General features: G+C 68.5%; 19 protein-coding genes. 9 read left to right on the top strand and 10 right to left on the bottom strand.

All coding sequences use genetic code 11. The features are described 5' to 3' along the window. The first annotated feature begins 150 nt into the window (after positions 1-150). The 4 genes from U9J39_RS03230 (at position 151) to U9J39_RS03215 (ending at position 4,436) form a co-directional block, all read left to right on the top strand. On the top strand, positions 151-1,038 hold the full coding sequence (locus U9J39_RS03230; RefSeq protein ID WP_326346509.1) for a TorF family putative porin: 888 nt from the start codon (positions 151-153) through the stop codon (positions 1,036-1,038). Positions 1,039-1,084: 46 nt separating this feature from the next. Further along, positions 1,085-1,396: a CBU_0592 family membrane protein gene (locus U9J39_RS03225; protein WP_326346508.1), complete on the top strand. Its 312-nt coding sequence runs from the start codon at positions 1,085-1,087 to the stop codon at positions 1,394-1,396. Between the two features lie 337 nt (positions 1,397-1,733). Beyond that, entirely contained in the window at positions 1,734-3,392 is a 1,659-nt protein-coding gene (locus tag U9J39_RS03220; protein ID WP_115701881.1) for an APC family permease, read from the top strand. Between the two features lie 90 nt (positions 3,393-3,482). Next, complete coding sequence (locus U9J39_RS03215) at positions 3,483-4,436, top strand: PDR/VanB family oxidoreductase (RefSeq protein ID WP_116314075.1); 954 nt, start codon at positions 3,483-3,485, stop codon at positions 4,434-4,436. Between the two features lie 13 nt (positions 4,437-4,449). Here U9J39_RS03215 and U9J39_RS03210 read toward each other — a convergent pair whose 3' ends face one another. The 10 genes from U9J39_RS03210 to U9J39_RS03165 all read right to left on the bottom strand — a co-directional run bounded on the left by U9J39_RS03210 (position 4,450) and on the right by U9J39_RS03165 (position 14,354). Next, the gene (locus U9J39_RS03210; protein ID WP_326346507.1) at positions 4,450-5,478 is read right to left on the bottom strand and encodes an NAD(P)H-dependent flavin oxidoreductase; all 1,029 of its coding nucleotides are present in this window, start codon (positions 5,476-5,478) and stop codon (positions 4,450-4,452) included. Between the two features lie 4 nt (positions 5,479-5,482). Then, on the bottom strand, positions 5,483-6,460 hold the full coding sequence (locus U9J39_RS03205) for an NAD(P)H-dependent flavin oxidoreductase (RefSeq protein WP_198036034.1): 978 nt from the start codon (positions 6,458-6,460) through the stop codon (positions 5,483-5,485). 20 nt (positions 6,461-6,480) lie between these two features. Beyond that, a complete protein-coding gene (locus U9J39_RS03200; protein WP_326346506.1) occupies positions 6,481-7,233 on the bottom strand; it encodes a TetR/AcrR family transcriptional regulator in 753 nt (250 codons plus the stop codon). A gap of 36 nt (positions 7,234-7,269) precedes the next feature. Then, complete coding sequence (locus U9J39_RS03195) at positions 7,270-8,271, bottom strand: ABC transporter ATP-binding protein (protein WP_240987789.1); 1,002 nt, start codon at positions 8,269-8,271, stop codon at positions 7,270-7,272. After that, complete coding sequence (locus U9J39_RS03190; RefSeq protein WP_326346505.1) at positions 8,268-9,287, bottom strand: ABC transporter ATP-binding protein; 1,020 nt, start codon at positions 9,285-9,287, stop codon at positions 8,268-8,270. The genes U9J39_RS03195 and U9J39_RS03190 overlap by 4 nt, the downstream gene beginning before the upstream one ends. Further along, positions 9,284-10,099, bottom strand: coding sequence for an ABC transporter permease (locus U9J39_RS03185; protein ID WP_115683506.1), 816 nt, complete (start codon positions 10,097-10,099; stop codon positions 9,284-9,286). The genes U9J39_RS03190 and U9J39_RS03185 overlap by 4 nt, the downstream gene beginning before the upstream one ends. A gap of 2 nt (positions 10,100-10,101) precedes the next feature. Next, a complete protein-coding gene (locus U9J39_RS03180; RefSeq protein WP_115683507.1) occupies positions 10,102-11,058 on the bottom strand; it encodes an ABC transporter permease in 957 nt (318 codons plus the stop codon). Next, the gene (locus U9J39_RS03175; RefSeq protein WP_326346504.1) at positions 11,055-12,641 is read right to left on the bottom strand and encodes an ABC transporter substrate-binding protein; all 1,587 of its coding nucleotides are present in this window, start codon (positions 12,639-12,641) and stop codon (positions 11,055-11,057) included. The genes U9J39_RS03180 and U9J39_RS03175 overlap by 4 nt, the downstream gene beginning before the upstream one ends. Positions 12,642-12,760: 119 nt before the next feature. After that, on the bottom strand, positions 12,761-13,909 hold the full coding sequence (locus tag U9J39_RS03170; protein WP_115713778.1) for a thiolase family protein: 1,149 nt from the start codon (positions 13,907-13,909) through the stop codon (positions 12,761-12,763). 46 nt (positions 13,910-13,955) lie between these two features. Beyond that, on the bottom strand, positions 13,956-14,354 hold the full coding sequence (locus U9J39_RS03165) for a Zn-ribbon domain-containing OB-fold protein (RefSeq protein ID WP_115713779.1): 399 nt from the start codon (positions 14,352-14,354) through the stop codon (positions 13,956-13,958). 236 nt (positions 14,355-14,590) lie between these two features. Here U9J39_RS03165 and U9J39_RS03160 point away from each other — a divergent pair, with 236 nt between their 5' ends. From U9J39_RS03160 to U9J39_RS03140, 5 genes are all read left to right on the top strand, one after another. Next, complete coding sequence (locus tag U9J39_RS03160; RefSeq protein WP_115683511.1) at positions 14,591-15,742, top strand: acyl-CoA dehydrogenase family protein; 1,152 nt, start codon at positions 14,591-14,593, stop codon at positions 15,740-15,742. 24 nt (positions 15,743-15,766) lie between these two features. Then, entirely contained in the window at positions 15,767-17,332 is a 1,566-nt protein-coding gene (locus U9J39_RS03155) for a class I adenylate-forming enzyme family protein (protein WP_115713780.1), read from the top strand. After that, a complete protein-coding gene (locus tag U9J39_RS03150) occupies positions 17,329-18,120 on the top strand; it encodes an SDR family NAD(P)-dependent oxidoreductase (RefSeq protein WP_115683513.1) in 792 nt (263 codons plus the stop codon). The genes U9J39_RS03155 and U9J39_RS03150 overlap by 4 nt, the downstream gene beginning before the upstream one ends. A 9-nt stretch (positions 18,121-18,129) precedes the next feature. Continuing rightward, on the top strand, positions 18,130-18,918 hold the full coding sequence (locus U9J39_RS03145; protein ID WP_115713781.1) for a crotonase/enoyl-CoA hydratase family protein: 789 nt from the start codon (positions 18,130-18,132) through the stop codon (positions 18,916-18,918). 310 nt (positions 18,919-19,228) lie between these two features. Next, a complete protein-coding gene (locus U9J39_RS03140) occupies positions 19,229-20,473 on the top strand; it encodes a hypothetical protein (RefSeq protein WP_326346503.1) in 1,245 nt (414 codons plus the stop codon). Positions 20,474-20,624: the final 151 nt, after the last annotated feature.

The following is a 20,624-nucleotide window of genomic DNA, read 5'->3' as shown; positions in this document are numbered from 1 at the left end:
GCGCCCGAAACCTGACCGCGGCACCTGTGCTGCCGGGACCAGCGTCCCGGCGGGCAGCGTGCGCCCGGTCGGACGCGTCGCGCCTCCCCATCACCAAAGCCGGCGACCCATAAACAAATCCAGACCGGCTGCAAGGAGGAGACAACTTCCATGCTGCGCAAATGCTTTCCCGCAAGACGGGCCCTGCAAGGTGCCCTGCCCCTGTTGCTGTGCCAGGCGCTGCCCGCGCTGGCGCAGGCCGATGGCGACACCACGCTGGCGGTCGCGCCGGTGCCGCAAGTCACCGCTACCATGCCGCCGGCTGAAGCCGCCACGGCGACGTCGCCATGGAGCGCCAACATGACGCTGGCCTCGCAGTACGTCTCGCGGGGCTTTCGCCAGACCTGGGGAAAACCTGCCGTGCAGGGCGGCATCGACTACGCCCACCCCAGCGGCTTTTCCGCCGGCACCTGGATGTCGAGCGTCAGCGACAAGTTCATCGAGGGCGGCACGGTCGAATGGGACCTGTATGCCGGCTATACCGGCAGCGTCGGCGACTTTGTCTACGCCGGACAGGTCTACTACTACCTCTACCCGGGCGCGAAGCTGCAATACGCGCAGACCAAGTACAACTACGGCGAGGCGGTCGCGTCGCTGACGTACAAGTGGTTCAACGTCAAGTACTGGCTGACGTATACCCCCGACTACTTCGGCTACAACAGCGCCTCGCTGCTGTCCGGCAACAACCTGCACAGCCGCGGCTCCGGCTACCTGGACATCAACGGCACCTTCGACCTGGGCCACGGTGTCACGCTGCTGCTGCACTACGGCCAGGAGCGCGTGCGCAACTTTGCCGCCTACAACTTCCGCGACGTGCGCGTGGCGCTGTCCAAGGCCTTCGAGGGTGGCTGGACCGTGACCGGCGCCTATACCCGCGGCTGGGGCCGCACCGACGTCTACGACAAATACACCACCGGCGCGCTGGATTCCTCCGGCAACCCGTCCGTTTCCAATCCGCTGAAAAGCACGTTCCTGGTCTCGGTGACCAAGACGTTCTGACGGCGCTTATCCACCGCTGTACCACTGCCTTACGAAGCACACCACCATGGCCTCCCTGGGTCTTACCGACGCGACCGGTCTTGTCGGCGTTGCCGCCTACGTTACCGCGCACTTCGCCGTGCAGGTCCTGCACAAATCCCCGACCGGCCGGCTGGCCGTCGTCCTCAACGTGATCGGGCCGAGCTGCATCCTGATCTCGCTGGCCGGCGCCTTCAACCTGGCGTCGTTCCTGACCCAGTGCTTCTGGCTGGTCCTGACATTGCTGGGCTGGTGGCGCCATCGCCGGGCCGGACGCGCCGGACGCGCGATGGTGGAAACGCTGGGCGCTCCGCGCCCCGGACAGCCGGTGCAGCAGTAGCAAAAGGGACGGCCGGGCACTCTGCAACGCGATACAAAACTTCCGTTGCCTTGCTGCCGTGCCCTTCCTATACTCATCAAAACACCATAGGTAATCTAATTTACTTTTGGTAAATCAACAGACCGGGATGCCAGGCGCCCTGCGAATCGGGCAACTGGCAACCCGGGATGACAACAGGAGACAACCATGAGAAACGCCCCCAGAATCCCCGCCAGACATTCCCGACCGTCGTAATCCCGGCAGGCAGTACCGCAACGTACCCACCCAGACCGCAGACGGCAGACCGTGACGGAGCCTAGCTCCCGCAACACGGCGACCCGGGAAGCAAGGAGACATCGTGTATTCACAGAAAGACGTGCTGTCGCTCGGCGCGCAGGCGCCGCTCGCCCCCGCGCAGCAACCCCAGCAGCAAACCCAGCAACCCACCGCATCGCACGAACTGCAGCGCAGCCTGACCTGGAAGGACGCCTTCTGGGTCACCAGCGGCGTGCCGGCGGGCGTGCTCTTCACCATCGGCGGCGTGTCCGCCACCATTGGCAACCCGGCCTGGGTGATCTGGATCCTCGCCATCCTGGTCGGCTTTGCCCAGTGCTTCGTCTACGCCGAGATCTCGGGCCTGTATCCGCACAAGTCGGGCGGCGCGTCGGTGTACGGCGCGATGGGCTGGGTCCGCTACAGCAAGTTCGTCGCCCCGGTCTCGGTCTGGTGCAATTGGGTGGCGTGGTCGCCGATGCTCGCGCTAGGCACCAGCCTGGCGGCCGGCTATATGCTGAGCGCGCTGTTCCCGGCCGATTCCGTCATCAACACCTGGCAGCTGACGCTGGTGGACCTGGGCTTCGTCAGCAAGGGCCTGACGCTGCGGGTGAATTCCACCTTCCTGCTCGCCACCGCGTTCCTGCTGATCACCTTCAAGCTGCAGCACAGCGGCGCTTCCGCGGCCGCGACCACGCAGCGCATCCTGGGAATCGCCTCGCTGACGCCGTTGGTGGTGATCGCGCTGGTGCCGCTGTTCACCGGCGATATGCCTTCGACCAGCTTCTTCCCCTTGCTGCCGCTGACGCATGACGCTTCCGGCGCCGCGGTGCTGGGCGGCTGGAACGCCGCCGGCATCAGCACGGCGATGGGCGCGATGTTCCTGGCGTGCTGGTCGACCTTCGGCTTCGAGACCGCGGTGTGCTATACGCGCGAGTTCAAGGACCCGCAGAAGGACACCTTCAAGGCGATCTTCTGGTCCGGCGTGCTGTGCCTGTTCATGTTCATCGCGGTGCCGATCGCCTTCCAGGGCTCGCTCGGGCTGCAGGGCATGCTGGCGCCCGACATCATCGACGGCTCCGGCGTGGGCGCGGCAATGGCCAGGTTCGTCGGCGGCGGCGCGGTGGTGTTCAACGTGATCGTGGTGATGCTGGTGCTGGCGATCCTGCTGATCGTGATGACCTCGATGATGGGCTCGTCGCGCACGCTGTACCAGGCCTCGGTCGACGGCTGGCTGCCGCGCTACCTCTCGCACGTGAACGAGCACGGCTCGCCCACGCGCGCGATGTGGACCGACCTGCTGTTCAACCTGTTCCTGCTGCTGATGTCGAACTACATGGCAGTGCTGTCGATCTCCAACGTCTGCTACATGATCTTCGTGTTCCTGAACCTGCAGTCGGGCTGGATCCACCGCATGGACCGCCCCGACTGGCCGCGCCCGTACAAGTGCAAGAACTGGCTGCTGGCGCTGGGCGCGTTCCTGGGCTTCTTCGACCTGGCCTTCGTCGGCGCCGGCGCCAACTTCCAGGGCGAACACACGCTGCGCAACGGCCTGATCGCCGCGCTGCTGATCGTGCCGGTCTTTATCTACCGCCATTACATCCAGGACAAGGGCCGCTTCCCCGAATCGATGCGCCGCGACATGGAACTGCCCAACGCGCGCGCCGGCGTGCTGCCCTATGTGGCGCTGGTCGTCGGCGGACTGGTGGTGTGGATTGCCGCCAGGCTGACGGTCATTACCTGATCGCCCCGGGCGGGCCGGCGCCATGCCGGTCCGCCTTCCCTCCCGCATTTCCCGCGTTCTCCCGCAATCCCTGAATTCCGAGGTACCGCCATGACTGACACGCTCCGCGTACGCGTCGGCCGCGTCGAGCCGCTGGCCGCCGGCATCAAGCGCTTCACCCTGCAACCCTGCGACGGCGGCGCGCTGCCCGCCTTCGACAGCGGCAGCCACGTCGTCGTCCACATGGACGGCGGCCGGCTGCGCAACGCCTATTCGCTCACCAGCACGCTCGGCGAGCCCGCCCACTACCAGATCGCCGTGCGGCTGGAAGAAGCCTCGCGCGGCGGCTCGCGCTTCATGCACGAGCAGGTGCGCGAAGGCGACGAACTGCGCATCGGCGCGCCCGGCAACCTGTTCAGCCTGGACCACGGCGCCGGCCGCCACCTGCTGATCGCCGGCGGCATCGGCATCACGCCATTCATGACGCATATCCAGGCGCTGGCCGCGCGCGGTGCCGACTTCGACCTGCACTACTGCTTCCGCAATGCCCAGTCCGCCGCCTTCCTCGACGTCCTGCCCGCCACCTTGCAGCCGGGCCAGCTGCACCTGTATGAAAGCGACAGCGGCACCCTGCTCGACATCGCCGCGCTGATCGCCGCACAGCCGGACGACACCCACGTCTACGTGTGCGGCCCGGCCCCGCTCAACGACGCCGTGGTCAACGCCGCGCGCGCCGCCGGCTGGGACGCCGGCCGCATTCACTTCGAGCAGTTCCGCAATGAAGTGGACGCCACCGGCGGCGCCTTCGAGGCCGTGCTGAACAAGAGCGGGCTGACGCTGCAGGTGGGCGCCGACGAATCGCTGCTGCGCGCGATCGAGAAGGCCGGGATCAAGGTGGACTGCATGTGCCGCGAGGGCATCTGCGGCTCCTGCGAGACCGCCATCCTGGAGGGCGAAGCGGACCATCGTGACCAGTACTTGTCCGATGCGGAGAAGGCGGCGCAGAAGACGATGATGCTGTGCGTGTCGCGCTGCAGGGGACAGCGGCTGGTGCTGGATCTGTGACCCAGCCGCAGGCTTACGCCGGCAACGCAGTCCTGCGGTGGGCCAGCGCGTCGCAGGCGGCGCGCGCATCGGCCACCAGCCTCGCCACGATCCGGCCGGCGGGTTCGATCGCATCCGCGAAGCCCCCCGCCGGGCCGAGCGACACAATTCCCGCATCGACCTCGCCGTCCAGATAGACACGCTGCCGTGTGCGCGACGACAGGATCAGGTCGCCGAAGGCCGCGTGATTGCGCGCCCCTTGCGCCTCGAGGCGCTGCACCGCGCGGGCGCTGTCGTTGGCGAGCACGCGCCAGGTATCGCCAAGACTGCCGAGGATGGTGGTCGAGCAATGCTCGTCCGACGCGATGATGCGTTGCTTCAGCGCATCGTGCGCGGCGATTTCGCTGGCGACCATGAAGCGGCTGCCCATCACCACGCCATCGGCTCCCAATGTCAGCGCGGCGGCGATCTGCCGGCCGCTGCCGATGCCGCCGCCGATCACCAGCGGCAGCTCCAGCCGCTCCAGCGCAAAGGCGCCATTGACGAAGGCCGACAGCTGGTTGGCGCCCGGATGGCCGCCCTCCTCCAGCCCGACCAGCGCCACCGCGTCGACGCCCAGCCGCTGCGCCGTCACCGCATGGCGCACGCTCGGGCACTTGTGGACCAGGATGCCGCCGCAGTCATGGATGGGGCCGACCAGCGCCTCGGGCGAACTGCCGGCGCTCTCGAACAGGCGCACGCCCTCTTCGAAGGCGATGCGGATCCAGTCCGGCACCAGCCGGTTGAAGCCCTCGCGCCGGGAAATCGTCAGGTTGACGCCGAACGGGCGCCCGCCGGTCAGCGCGCGGCAGCGGCGCAGGTCGGCGCGGTAGTCGTCCAGCGATTCGAACGAGCGCGCCGTGATGAAGCCCATGGCGCCGGCATTGACCACCGCGGCCACCACACCGGAGGTGCCGAGGTGGTGCATGCCGCCGAGCAGGATGGGATAGCGGATGCCCAGCAGTGTGGTCAGCCGGGTCTGGAGCACGGGGTCCGGCGCCGAGCCGATTGCGCGGGTGTCCATGGCGTCAGGCCGCGGCCAGCAGGTCAGTGGTGTCGTGCTGCGCGGCCTTGTACTGTGCCGACAACTCGTCCACCAGCCCGGCCACGTCCCGCACCGCGTCGACTCCCGACACCGAATGGCCCGCGCTCCAGACATCGACCCAGCGGCGCGGCGCGCGCCCGCCGTTGTGGTGCTCGCTATACAGCTCCGCGGCCCGCTGCGGCGTGATGGGGCCGGCCAGCGCCTTGGGATCGAGGCCGGCGGCAACGACTGACGGGCGCAGCATATTGGTGTCCAGGCCGGTGAAGGCCTGCGTCAGCATGACGTCGTCGAGCGAACTGTCGACCAGCATCTGGCGATACGCGTCGCTGGCCATGCTCTCGGGCGTGGCGATAAAGCGCGTGCCCATGCAGCCGAGGTCGCAGCCCAGCACGCGCGCCGCCCACAGCGCGGCGCCGTCGGAAATGCCGCCGGACAGCACCAGCGGGCCGTCGAACATCTGGCGCACCGCGCGCACGAAGGCAAAGGTATTGAGCCAGCCGGTCTGGCCGCCGGCACCGGCGGTGAGCAGCACCAGCCCGTCGGCGCCCGCCTGCAGCGCCTTCTCGGCATGGCGCAGCGTGGCCACGTCGGCCAGCACCATGCAGCCGACGTCGTGCAGCGGCTTGACCACCGCGGCCGGCGAGCCGACGCTGGCGATCACCATCTCGACCTTGTGCCGGACCAGTACCGCCACGTCCTCGGCCAGCATCTCCGGCTTGCGGCGCATGATCAGGTTCGGGCAGGCCGGCGCGGTCGGGCCATGGACTGCGGCGCAGTCCGCGGCGACCCGCGTCAGCCATGCATCCAGTTCCTCGGCCGAGCGCGCGTTGACGGTGGGGAAGGATCCGATCACGCCGCTGCGGCAGGCGGCCGAGACCAGGTCGGGACCGGAAACGCGCAGCATGGGCGCGGCGATCAGGGGCAGCCGCAAGCGGCTGGCGAGTGAGGCGGGCAAGGTCATGGCAAGGGATTCCAGGAGATTCAGTCGGGTGGCATCGGTGCCGGTGCGGCAGCATCCGGGGCATCCGGGGCATCCGGGGCATCCGGGGCAGCGGCGCCGGCAGGCGCCGCCGGCGCGGCGATGCCCTGCCGGAAGATGCGGATCAGCATTTCGCCCAGCGCGGGCAGGTCCACGTGTTCGGGATCGATCAGCGACTGCGCCGTCACGCCGCGCAGCGTGCCCAGCAGGATCAGGCCGAACATCTCCGGATCGACGTCGCTGGCGATCTCGCCGCGCGCGATGCCGATGCGCACCTGAGCGGCGAACGCCGCGACACTCTCGGCATTGATGGGCCGCGCCATCTGCTGCAGCTCGGGCATCGACGAGAACGATTCCCCCCACAGGATGTGCAGCGCCCGCGACGGCACCGGGTCCGCGCCGGCCATGCCGACATAGGCGCGCACGGTGGCCTCGAGGTTGGTCAGCCCCGGCCGCACGCGGACCGGACTGTGCTCGCGCGACCACTGCGCGAAGCGGCGCCGGAACCGGTCGACGATGAACTGGTAGACCTGCAGCAGCAGCCGCGTCTTGCTCTTGAAGTAGTAATTGGGCAGCGAGTGGCTGTAGCCGGCCTCGCGTCCCACGTCCACCAGCGACAGCCGCGACGCGCCGTTCCTGGCGATCAGCTGGATCGCGACGTTGATCATCCGGCTGATGGCGGCCTCGCGCAGCTCGGCGTTGGTCTTGCTTTCGGCATCGGCGGCGGGTGCGGCGGACTCGGACTGCAAACTCATGGCGACTCTCTGAATGACTTGCGGCGCTGCCCGGGGTCATGACAACGGCAGCGGGTGATGACAGGCAACGGCGTGCCCGGGCGCGTCCGCGCAGGCCTGCAGCGCGGGGGCCTCGCGCGCGCAGCGCTCGCTGGCGCGGGCGCAGCGCGTGCGGAAGCGGCAGCCGGACGGCACGTCCAGCGGCGACGGCGTCTCGCCGTGGGCCAGCGCCGGCCGCAGCAGGCGGCGGGCAGGGTCCGGCGACGGCACCGAGGCCAGCAGCGTGGCAGTGTACGGATGGCGCGGCGCGCGGTAAAGCGAGCCCGCCGGCGCCAGTTCGCACACCTTGCCAAGATACATCACCATGACCCGGTCGCTGACGCTGCGCACCACGCCCAGGTCATGCGAGATAAACAGCAGGGTCAGGCCATGGGCCGCCTTGGCGTCTTCCAGCAGGTTCAGCACCTGCGCCTGGACCGAGACATCGAGCGCCGAGACCGGTTCATCGCATACCAGCAGCTGCGGGCGCAGCACCAGCGCGCGCGCGATGCTGACGCGCTGGCACTGGCCGCCGGACAGCTCCCACGGCCGGCGCTTGCCGACCACGTTGGCGTCCAGCCCCACGTCCGCGAGCGCCTGCGCGGCGCGGGCGCGGCGCTCGGCGGCGCTGCCCTCGCCCGCCACCACCAGCGGCATCTGCACGATGTCGAGGATGCGTTGGCCGGGGTTGAGCGAGGACATCGGGTCCTGGAACACCATCTGCATGCGCCGCCGCAGCGCGCGCAAGGCGGCGCCGCGTGCCTGGGCCAGCGGCACGCCGTCGAAATCGACCGAGCCGGACTGCGGCGCCGGCAGTGCCATCAGCGCGCGCGCCAGCGTCGATTTGCCAGAGCCGGACTCGCCCACCACGCCGAGCGTTTCGCCGCGGCGCAGGTCGAAGGAGACGTCGGAGAGCGCCTGCACGCGGCGGCCGCCCCTGGCATGGTAGGTCTGCACCAGGTTGCGGGCGCGCAGCAGCGTGGCGGTGTCCTGCACCGGGGTAGGAAGTCGGGCGGTCACGTCAGGTTCTCCTGCACAGGATGCCAACAGGCATAGAAATGGCCACCGCCGGCGGGCATGGCGGCCGGGACGGCGCTGTCGCATTGCCCGGCGCGGGCAGCGCAGCGCGGCGCAAAGCGGCAGCCGGCCGGCGGCGCGCTCAGGTCAGGCGGCTGGCCCGGGATGGCCGGCAGGCGCGCATGCGGTTCGGCGTCGGCGCGCGGCACCGACTGCAGCAGCGCGTGCGTATAGCGCATGCGCGGGCGCTGCAGCACGTCGGCGACGCTGCCCTGCTCCACCATGCGGCCGGCGTACATCACGGCGACGTCGTCGCACATTTCGGCGACCACGCCAAGGTTGTGCGTGATCAGCAGCATCGCCATGGCGTGGCGCTCCTGCAGGCGGCGCAGCAGGTCCAGGATCTGCGCCTGCACGGTGACATCGAGCGCGGTGGTGGGCTCGTCGGCGATCAGCAGGCGCGGGGTGCAGGCCAGCGCGATCGCGATCACCACGCGCTGGCGCATGCCGCCCGACAGGCGGTGCGCGTACTCGCCGGCACGCTGGCGCGGATCGGCAATGCCGACGTCCGCCAGCAGCTCCACCGCCCGCTCGCGCGCGGCGCGCGCCGACAGGTCGGTGTGCTGGCGCAGCACCTGCTCGAGCTGGCGGCCGATGGTCAGCACCGGGTTGAGCGAGGTGAGCGGGTCCTGGAAGATCATGGCGATCTCCTTGCCGCGCACGCCGCGCATGTCGCGCTCGCCGAGCTGGCGCAGGTCGCGCCCGTTGAAATCGATGCGCCCGGCGGGGGTGCGGGCCACGCCCGCGGGCAGCAGGCCGATCAGGCTGCGCGCCAGCACCGACTTGCCCGAGCCCGATTCGCCGACCACGCCGAGGGTCTTGCCGGCCTCGAGCGTGAACGAGACCCCGTCGACGGCGCGCAGCAGGCCTTGCGGCAGCACGAATTCCGTCCTGAGGTCGGTGACCGCGAGCAGCGGCTGGCCGGCGGACGTAGTGTGAGATGCGGCGGATGTCATCATGCGGCCCTCGCCCTGCCGTCGAGACGGCGCTGGAGTTCTTCGCCCACCTGGTTCAGGGCGAAAATCGTCAGGAACAGCATGCCGGCCGGGAAAAACACCGCATGCGGCCCTTCCACCACGCGCGACTGCTCGCTCGCCATCATCGAGCCCAGCGACGGTGCCGGCGGCGGCACGCCCAGCCCGAGAAAGCTGAGCGCGGCCTCGGCCAGCGCGCCGATCGCAACCAGCAGCAGGCTGTAGGCCAGCAGCGCCGGCACCAGGTTGGGCAGCAGCTCGCGCACGATCAGCCGGGCATGTCCCATGCCGGCCGCGCGCGCGGCGGTGACGAACTGCTGCTCGCCAAGCCGCAGCGTGTTGGCGCGCGCGATGCGGATCACCGCCGGCACGAACACGATGCCGAGCGCCACCACCACCTTCACCAGCGGCGGCCCGGGATAGGCCACCATGGCAATCACCAGCACCAGCGGCGGAAACGCCAGCATCACGTTCGACAGCATCAGGATGGCGCGCTCGACCCAGCCGCGGAAATAGCCCGCGCAGACGCCCAGCGTGCCGCCGACCAGCAGCGCCAGCGTCACCGAGCCCAGGCTGACCACCGCGGTGATGCGGAAGCCGTACAGCGTGCGCGCCAGCACGTCGCGGCCGAGCGAGTCGGCGCCGAACCAGCGGGTGGCGTCGGGCGGGGCCAGCATGTCGGCCAGGTGCAGGCGCATCGGGTCGCGCAGCGGCAGCCAGTCGGCCAGCAGCGTGGCGCCGGCCACCAGCACCAGCCAGGCCACCGAGAACAGGTAGAGCTTCGGGGATAGTCGCATGGTCAGCCTTCGGCATCGCGAAGCAGACGGGGATCGACCAGGGCGTAGGCCAGGTCCGTCAGCAGGTTGACGAGAATGAACAGGATCGCGACGAAGAGCACGATGCCCTGCGTCATCAGGTACTCCTGCTGGTAGATCGACTCCACCAGCAACTGTCCTACCCCGGGCAGCGCGAACAGCGTCTCGATGACGATGGCACCGCCCATCAGCCGGCCCATGTTCACGCCGACCACGGTGATCAGGTTGAGCGACGACGGCCGCAGCGCGTTCTCGAACAGGATGCGCCAGGTGGGCAGGCCCATGCCGCGCGCCAGCGCGATGTAGTTCTGCTGCAGCGTGCCGACCATCTCGCTGCGCAGCAGGCGCAGGTACACCGGCACTTCGATCAGGGCCAGCGACAGCACCGGCATCACCATGCTCTCGAGGTTGCCGGTGATGCTTTCCGACAGGCTGACGTAGCCGGTGGCCGGCAGCCATTGCAGCCGCAGCGCCAGCACGTAGACCAGCCCCAGCGCCAGCACGAAGGCCGGCGTCGACAACAGCGCCAGGCAGCCTGCCAGCACGCCATGGTCCAGCTTGCTGCCGCGGCGGTAGGCGCTGAGGATGCCCAGCGGCACCGCCAGCCCGAGCGCGACCACCTGCGTCAGCAGCACCAGCTCGATCGTTACCGGCAGGCGCGACAGGATCACGTCGAGTGTCGCCTCGCCGGAATGGATGGCGTGGCCGAGGTCGCCGTGCAGCACGTCCCACAGCCAGCTCAGGTAGCGCAGCGGCAGCGGCCGGTCCAGCCCCAGCTCCAGCCGCAGTGCGGCGACGCGCTCGGGCGTGGCGGCGTCGCCCAGGATGATCAGGGCGATATCGCCCGGCAGCAGCGCCACCAGGAGGAAGCTCACCATGGACACGGCAACCAGGGTGGCCGCCACCGTCAGTGCGCCGGTCAGCAAGCGTTTGAGTTTCATCGTGCATGGCCTCCCGTTTCGCGCCAGATGCCGCCGAAGCGCACCAGCCCGTCCGGCACCACGGTGATGCCGTGCACGGTCTTGCGCGCGGCGATGGTGTCGCTCACGTTGTAGAGAAAGGCGTAGGGCATGACCTCGGTGGCCAGCACGCGGGCGAAGTCGCTGTAGATCGCGGCGCGGCGCGCCGGGTCGCTGGTGCGCATGCCGTCCTCCAGCAGGCGGTCGACGCGTGCGTTGCGGTAGCCGCCGTAGTTGCTGCTCGGCTTGACCGGCGCGAAGCGCGAGTGGAAGAAGATAAAGGCATTGGAATGCGGGTCGGCCCGGCCGGTGAAGCGGAAGATGCTCGCCTCGAACTGATGCGAGGTCATGTTCTGCACCAGCCGGTTCTGGTCGAACGGCACCAGCTCCACCTTGATGCCGGCCTCCTCCCACATCTGCTGCAGCGCCTGGGCGAGGTTGCGAGTGTCCGGGCTGTTGTTGAACTGCAGCGTGAACGACACCGGCTTGCCGTAGTCGGCCAGCAGCGCCCGGGCCCGCGCCAGGTCGTACTTCGGGTAGACCTCGGTCGGCTGGGTGATGCCGGCCACGCCCTTGCCGAAGGGGCTGTAGGCCAGGCTGGGCACGCCGAAGCCGAGCGTGCGCGCCAGCAACGGGCGATCGATGGCGTGGGCCACCGCCTTGCGCACGCGCAGGTCGTCCAGCGGCGGCTGGTTGAAGTTGAAGTAGATGCCCTCGGTGCCGAAGCCGTCGGGGTAGTACAGCGCCACGCGCTTGTCGGCGCGGATGGTGTAGATGAAGCGCGTGGTGGGCTGCAGGATCATGTCGGTCTGTCCCGACAGGAACGCCGATTCCCGCGTCTCCGGATTCTGCATGCCGCGGAACACGACACGATCGAGATAAGGCTCGCCCGGGCGCCAGTAGTCCGGATTGCGCGCCACCACGAAGCGGCTGTTGCGCACCCATTCGACAAAGCGGAACGGGCCGGTGCCAACCGGGCGCGTGCCGATGCCGGCCGGGTCGGCCTTGAAGGCCTTGGGCGAGACCATGATGCCCGGGGCATCGGCCAGCACCGTCGGCAGTGCGGCATTGGGCTCGCTCAGCACGAATTCCACGGTCGAGGGGTCGAGCGCGCGCACCTCGCGGATCTCGCGCATGCTGCTCAGGCAACGGCAACGGTTGGCCGGATTGCGCGTGCGCCGCAGGTTCGCCACCACCGCCTCGGCGTCGAATGGCGTGCCGTCGTGGAAACGGATGCCCTGGCGCAGGTGGATGCGGTAGCGCAGGCCGTCGGCCGACACGGTATAGCTCTCTGCCAGCCACGGCACGGCCCGGCCCTGGGTGTCGATATCGAACAGCGATTCATAGACCGGCGTCGACAACTGCCGCTCGGTGAAGGTGCCGGTACGGATCGGGTCGACCACGGCCGGGTCCTGTGCCAGCCCGACGGTCAGCGTGCCGCCGCGGCGCGGGGCGGAGCTTTCCGCGGCCAGCGCTGTCGCCAGTCCGCCAAACCCGGTGAGCGCCGCCAACAGCGCGATACCGGCACGCACCTGTACCCGGCGCGCGCATCTTGTCCAACGCATGTCGTCTCCTCTGTTGTAAGCCGGCGGGTCTGTGCCTGCCGTTGCCCGGTGCCGCGTCGGCGCGCGGCTTGCCGTCCCTCGATCCGTCCTGTTACGTCGCTGTCCGCTGCAACGCCTGTTCAGTCGCGCTGGAGCGTGTGCACGTAGCACACCGCGCCCACGCCCACCATGTGCGCCAGGCCCACGCGCGCGCCGGGATGCTGGCGTGCGCCGGCCTCGCCGCGCAGCTGCAGCGCGATCTCGCCGACCTGGCCGATGCCGGTCGGGCCGATGGGATGGCCCATGGCAATCAGGCCGCCCGACGGATTCACCGCGCAGCGGCCGCCGATGTCCCACGCGCCTTCCCTGAGCATCGGCACGGCGCGGCCGGGGCCGCACAAGCCCATGGCCTCGACATATTCGACTTCCTCCACGGTGAAGGCGTCGTGCAGTTCGAGCACATCGATCTGCTCCGGACGCAGACCGGCCTGCTGCAGGGCGAGACGCGTGGTCTCCTCGGTCAGGTTCGCGTCGAAGCGGGTGGCGTCCTCATACAGCCGCTGGCTGCGCGCCGCGGATGCCGTCACCCGCACCGGCTTGCCGCCGTCCACGCCGAGACGGCGGATGGCCGCTTCGGAGGCGACGATCACCGCCGCCGCGCCCTCGCCCACCGGGCAGCACTGCAGCGTGGTCAGGCTGCCGGATACCGGGCGGCCGCCCAGTACCTCTTCCAGCGTACGGGGCTGCTGCCGATGCGCGTTGGGATTGCGCGCGCCGTTGCCATGGTTCTTCACGGCGACACGGGCGAAATCCTGCTGGTCCACGCCGTGGCGCTGGGCGTACTGGTCGGCCAGCAGCGCGAAGTGCGTAAAAGGAACGATGGCGTCCTCGGCCAGTTGCGGAATGCCCATGGCCGCTTCGCCGCGCGTCACCGGCGCGGGCTTGTCGACCCCAACGGCGAGCGCGACCTCGCACATGCCGCTGGCCACTTCCATGCACGCCTGGCGAAACGCCGCCGAGCCCGAGGCCGACGCGTTTTCGACGTGCATGACCGGAATGCCGGTGGCGCCGAGGTGGCGCAGCATCGGCCGGCCGGGCGCCATCGGCAGCAGCGCCTTGGCGAAGTAGGCGGACTCCACCGCCGCCCATTCGATGCCGGCGTCGGCCAGCGCGCCGCGCACGGCGGCAAGTCCGAGCGTGGCGTAGCTGTCTTCACTGAGCGGCTGGTAACGGTGCCAGCCGGCGCCGATCACGTAGACCGGGCGCATGTCGTTGAGGGTGCGTTGCATGGCGTTCGGGAACTCGGGATATCGGAATCGTGCAGTGAGGCGGAAATCAGCGCTGCGTGGTGAAGCGCAGGTCGAGCGCGGCGCCACCGGCACCGGCGACCTCGGCAAGCGTGGCGTAGAGCGGCTGGTCCGCGCGCAGTGGCACATCGGGGTTGCCGTCGAGCAGCGTGCGCAGCACCGGGCCGTCGTCGAGCCTGACGGTGACCACCGTGAACGGCGGCTCGCGGTCCTTGCGCGCATGCAGCATGACCCGCGCCGAGGCCACCAGCCGGCCTCGGCCCGCCAGCAGGGTCGGCGTCAGCGCATCCCCGGTCGCGCCACAGGCCTCGCAGCCGTAGGCCTGCATGGGAAAGAACACATGGCCGCAACGGCAGCGGGCGCCGTGCAGCACGGGCTCGCCGTCAGGCGACAGGGCGTAGAGCTGGGGTTTCAGCAGGGCGGTCATGGAACGGTCATCCGTGATGGAGAGTGATGGCGTTTTTTAAGTCTCGTAACTTATTAGATTCGTTGCAAGTATCCAATCAAGGAAACGCGTGAATTCACGGGTATTCACCTATCCCGACCGCTTTCAACGGCACTAGGCTAGGGTTTATCCCAAGGTTTACATAATTTCTTAGTCCACTATCTAATAAGTTAGCGCGCTGGGATATCAGCACGCCGTCCAACAAGGAGCGAACCACGATGTATGCATTCAGCGAGGAGACGCGCGCCATCCGGGAGCTGGTCCGGCGGCTGGTCGACGATTTCCAGATGCCACTGGAGGCGCGCGTCCTCCGGGGCGAAAAACTCACGCGCGCCGATTACGCGCCGGGGCGGCGCGCGGCCCGGGAGGCCGGACTGTGGCGGCTTGGCGTGCCGCAAGACCTGGGTGGCGCCGGCTTGCCGCTGGTTACGCTGCTGGCCATCACCGAAGAGAATTTCCGCTGCCTGACGCCGCTGCGCTTCGGCGGCCGGGCCCTGCCCAACCTCTACGGCCTGCAGGGCGAACAGCGCGAACGCTACCTGGAGCCCTTTCTCAACGACACCAAGGTGCTGGCCTTTGCCCAGACCGAGCCCGGCGGCGGCGCCGACCCGGCCGGCGCCATCCAGACCTTTGCCCGCCGCCAGGGGGACGGAGACCAGGACGGGGATGGCGGCGGCTGGGTGCTCAACGGCACCAAGGTGTTCATCAGCAATGTCGCCGACGCCGACGTGGTCTTCGTGGTGGCGCGCACCGACAAGGCAAAGCGCGCCGGCGGCATCTCGATGTTCGCAGTGGAGACCGGCAACCCCGGCATGGTCCGACGCGAGATTCCCATGCTCGGCGGCTTCGTCACGCATGAGCTGATCTTCGACGACTGCCGGGTGCCGGCGCATGCGCTGGTGAGCAGCGAGGGCGGCGGCTTCCGCCAGGCGCAGCAGGCGTTGTCGGCGGCGCGCTTCGATGTGGCCGCGCGCGCGCTCGGCATCGCGCAGCGCTGTCTCGAAATGATGATTGCCTACAGCAAGGAGCGGAAGGTCTTCGGCGAGCCGCTGGCCGCGCTGCAGGCGACGCAGTCGGCCATCGTCGATTCGTGGGTGGAAATCCAGCAGAACCGGCTGCTGGTCTACCGCAGCGCCGAGCGGCACGACGCCGGCGAGGACACCCGCGTCGAAGCCGGCATGGTCAAGATGACCTGCACCGAGATGGTCGATCGCGTCATCGACCGTGCCATCCAGCTCTACGGCGCCGCCGGCTGCGCGCTCGATAACCCGCTGGCGCATTGGTACAACCACCAGCGCCTGGCGCGCATCTACGAAGGGCCGACCGAACTGCACAAGTACCGCGTGCTGGCCCGCCACCTGCTGTCCTGACCCGCCAGGACCCAAGGAGACAACATGCAAGCTTCCGTAGAGACCGCGCAGGCGCCGCAGCCCGGCACCGTCGAGCACTGGGCGCGCGCGCGGCCCGATGCGCTCGCCGCCATCGAGGGCGAGCGCGCGCTGAGCTGGGCCGCGCTCGACGACCATGCCAACCGGCTCGCGCATGCCCTGTCGGCGCGCGGGCTGGGCCGCGGCGACATCGTCGTGGTCCGCACCCAGATCCGGCTCGAGTGGATGGCCATCGCCGCGGCATGCGGCAAGCTCGGCTGCTCGCTGCTGGGCATGAACTGGCGGCTCACGCCCGCCGAGGTGCGCTACGTCCTCAACAACAGCCGCGCCAACGCCATCGTCTGCGACGACGCCGACCCGGCCGCGCTGCTGCCGGCGTTCGACGGCCAGCCGCTGAAGGCCGCGGTGTCGCTGGACGTCGCCGCGGCGGGCTTCGACCATTACGCCGATCTGGTCGCCGCCCCCGCCCCCGCGCGATACTCCGCGGGCCAGCCTGGCCTGATCATCTACACCTCCGGCACCACCGGCTTGCCCAAGGGGGTGCTGATGCGCGGCAGCGCGGATATGTCGGACCCGATCGTCACCGAATATCTGGCGGATGTCGGCGCCCACCGCACCACCTCGGCCGAGGCCTGCTTCCTGCTGACCATGCCCGTGCACCATGGCTCGGGCCCCTCGCAGATATGGGCGGCGCAGAAGGCCGGCGCGCTCACCGTCATGATCCGGCGCTACGACCCGCTCGCCGTGCTCGACGCGATCCAGCGCTACCGTGTGAGCCACTGGACCGGCGTGCCGACCATGTTCAAGCGGCTGGCGGCGCTGCCGCCCGGCACGGTGGCACAGCACGACCTCACGTCACTGCAGTCGATCACGGTGGGCGCCGCGCCGGTGTCGGATGCGCTCAAGCAATGGATCATCACGCATCTCGGCGACTGCCTCTACGAAGGCTACGGCTCGACCGAGACCGGCATGGTCAGCCGCATGATGGCCGGCGACCAGCGGCGCAAGCCCGGCTCGAGCGGCCGCCCCTACCGCCACGTGCGCATCGAGATCCGCGATGCCGACGGCCAGGTGCTGCCGGCGGGCCAGTCCGGCGAGATCTGGGCCTGGACGCCGGTGGCGATCCGCAACTACCTGAACGCCCCCGCGCTCGGCACCGACACGCGCGACGAGCGCGGCTTCTTCCGCACCGGCGACGTGGGGCGGCTCGACGACGAAGGCTTCCTCTACATCAGCGACCGCGCCAAGGACATGATCATTTCCGGCGGCGTGAACATCTATCCGGCCGAAATCGAGGCGGCGCTGCAAACCCACCCTGCCGTCGCCGACGCCGCGGTCATCGGCATCCCGGACGAAGAGTTCGGCGAGAGCGTGATGGCGTTCTGCGAGATCAAGCCCGGGCTGAGCGTGGACGAACCTGCGCTGCTCGAACACTGCGTCGGCCAGCTCGCCTCGTACAAGCGCCCACGCAATATCCGCATCGTCGACGAACTGCCGCGCAATACCGTCGGCAAGCTGCTCAAGCGCGACCTGCGCGCGCCCTTCTGGAAAGACAAGGAGAAAAACGTATGAACAACCTGCTCAGCCTCAGCGAACGCGTGATGCTGGTGACCGGCGCCGGGCAAGGCGTGGGCCGCCAGATCGCGCTGCATGCCGCCGCCCACGATGCCGAAGGCGTGGTGGTCAACGACTACTTCCTCGACCGCGCCGAAGCGGTGGCCGAAGAGGTGCGCGCCGCCGGCGGCCGCGCCATCGCCGTGCAGGCGGACGTGACCAGCCATGAAAGCGTGCAGGCGATGTTCGCCACGGCACGCGAGGCCTATGGCCGTGTCGACGTGCTGGTCAACAACGCCGGCAATGCCGGCGCCACGCCCAGCGCCGATGCGCGCAAGCCGTTCTGGGAGACCGGCCCCGATGCATGGAACAGCTTTATCGGCGTCAACTTCTACGGCGTGATCCACTGCACCGCCGCCGCGATCCCGGACATGATCGCGCGCCAGTCGGGCCGCATCATCACCATCATCTCCGACGCGGGCCGCATGGGCGAAGCGAACCTGGAGGTGTATTCCGGCGCCAAGGCCGGCGCGGCCGGCTTCATGCGCGGCGTGGCGCGCGCCATGGGGCGCCACCACGTCACGGCGAACTGCGTCGCGATCTCGGCCACGGTGACCCCGGCCATCGAAGCACGGCTGAAGGCCGACCCCGAGCGCACCAAGAAGATCATGGAGAGATACGTGATCCGCCGTCCGGGCCGGCCCAACGACGTCGCCAACATGGTGACCTTCCTCGCCTCGGATGCCAGCAGCTGGATCACCGGCCAGACCTATCCGGTCAACGGCGGTTTCTCGTTCGCCCTGTAAGGAGACGCCATGTCAGATATCCGTACGGACACCCAGACGCCGCGCGTCCTGACCGAGCGCCACGGCCATGTGCTGGTCATCACCATCAACCGGCCGGAGGTGAAGAACGCCTGCGACGGCCAGACCGCGCTGCAGATGAACGCGGCCATGGACCAGCTGGACAACGATCCCAGCCTGTTCCTCGGCATCGTCACCGGCGCCGGCGGCGACTTCTCCGCCGGTGCCGACCTGAAAGCAGCGGCGCGCGGCGAACTGCGCGAGCGCCCGCCGCGCGGCGGCTTCGGCGTGTTCAAACGGCCCGCGCGCAAGCCATTGATCGCGGCGGTCGAAGGCGTAGCGGTTGGCGGTGGGCTGGAACTGTGCCTGTCGTGCGACCTGATCGTCGCCGCGAAGAACGCGCGCATGGGCCTGCCGGAAGTGCGCCACAACCTCGCAGCGATTGGCGGCGGGCTGTTCCGGCTGCCGCGGCGCATCCCCTACCACATCGCCATGGAGCTCGCACTGACGGGCGAGCTGAAGGATCCATCTTTCTTCGCACCGCTGGGGCTGGTGAACCGCGTGGTCGAGCCCGGGCAGGCGCTGGACGAAGCACTGGCCTTGGCACAAAAGCTGATGGCCAACGGCCCGACGGGTCTTGCGGCGGCCAAGGAAATCATCTTCCAGTCCGCCAACTGGACGGATGAAGAAGCCTGGGAGAAGCAGATGCCCATCGCCGCCGTGGCGATCGAATCAGAAGATCGCAAGGAGGGACTGAAGGCCTTCGTGGAGAAGCGCAAGCCGGTGTGGCGCGGGGTGTAGCGGGCGCGCATCATCGGCACCCTGACTCCCCTAAAACGTAGGGTATAGCTCGGCGTCGGCTCGACGTTAAAGTGTCGGGCCGGTTCGCATTGGATTGCGGGCTATATCAATAAGAACGAAGGGAAGGGACATGCGGGTCTGGTCAATCTCTGCACTCTGTGCATGCATCGCGACGTGCGCAATTCTCATGGGCTGTGTTGGCTCACGGCCATATCAGACGGAACTCGGGCCCAGGCCCTCGGACGGCGGGCGCCTGCCGCCGGCAAAGCCCGTCGAAGTCAAGAAAGTCTGTTCGAGTCCCTCGGCATGCGTGGTTTTTGTCGAGTATGACGACTACGGCAATCTGATGAACCGTGCACAAATGCTCGGGGCGGTAGCAGCGGCGGAAGAGACCGCACGCGCGCACGGCACGGTTCTTGTCTATGTGCATGGCTGGCATAACGACGCGGCCAATGGCACACGCGACGTCGAGCGGTTCAAGGAACTGGTCCAGCGCGCCTCCGAGGTCGATCAGACCTACCGGCCCGGCCATGAAGGGCGTGGCAATATTCTGGGCGTCTACGTGGGCTGGCGCGGTGACTCGATCGCCAGCGACGGTTTGACCAAACCATTCAGCTACCTCTTCACGTTCTGGGACCGTAAGAGTGCCGCGCATGAGATCGGTAACAGCGGCGGCGTGTATGACCTGTTTTCCCGACTGTCCGAACTGCGTCGCAAGTACGGCAATTCCAAGCTGTTGATTCATGGCCATAGCTTTGGCGGCGCCGTGGTCTATTCCACCGTCTCCCAGACGCTGATGGACCAGATCCGGATGGATGCAAGCACGTCGACGTCGCCGGCGTCAGCCCTGGCGGATCTCGTGTTGATCGTCAATCCGGCGTTCGAGGCAATGAAGCTGCGCCCGCAGTTCGACTTGGCACGCCACCAAGAATACAGGCCGGACCTGCCGCCCCGGTTGGTTGTCATCACCACGGAGGCCGACCTGGCTACCAGCGTCACGTTCCCTGTCGGCCGCGCCATTGGCACCCTGTTCGAAAGTTATGCCGATCCACAGTCCAGCGCGGAGAACACAACGGCCCTGGGCCATCACATTCCGTACGTGACGCATCAACTCGCGAAGCCGCAGGACACTGCATGCAGTGATGCAACGAGTCCGGGCGGCATCCCGAAATCCCTGTCCGCTTCAGCGGGCCTCGCTGCACTGGCAGGCGTGCGCAACCTCGGCTCCCTGATAGACCAGAACAAGCCGACGTTGTGTGTGCCGGCGCTAAAGGAATTTCCTGACGCGGCACGCTTGCTCTTGCAACGCTGCGACACGCCCGGCGCGTGTTCGCTGGTGGCGGGCAATCACTATATTGTCCGGGGCGCGGCTGCCGAGGGCTATGTGCCCTTCCGGTTGCCGATCATGAACATTCGCACCACCGCGGATGTCAGTGGCGGACACACCGATATCAGGAACCCCACCCTCGAAAATTTCGTCGTCCAGTTGTGGGCCTTGGCGGTCAGAGATGCCGCAGCGGTACCCATTGCCCCATTGGGGTCGGAACCTCAGTGACAGGTCCTTCTCCTAGCGGCAAATTGCGATCCGGCACGGCGCGTTGAGCATGAGCCGTGCTGGTCGCCCGGCCGCGGGCGTTGCCTTCCATACACGGGCCAGTTTTCATGCTTCCTTGCGGTAACCGATCCCGTCGCCTAATATGCAACCA

Origin of the sequence: Cupriavidus sp. SS-3 (assembly GCF_035818815.1) — a bacterium.
Classification (GTDB): domain Bacteria; phylum Pseudomonadota; class Gammaproteobacteria; order Burkholderiales; family Burkholderiaceae; genus Cupriavidus; species Cupriavidus taiwanensis_C.
This window is presented reverse-complemented; position numbering and strand designations above follow the sequence as displayed.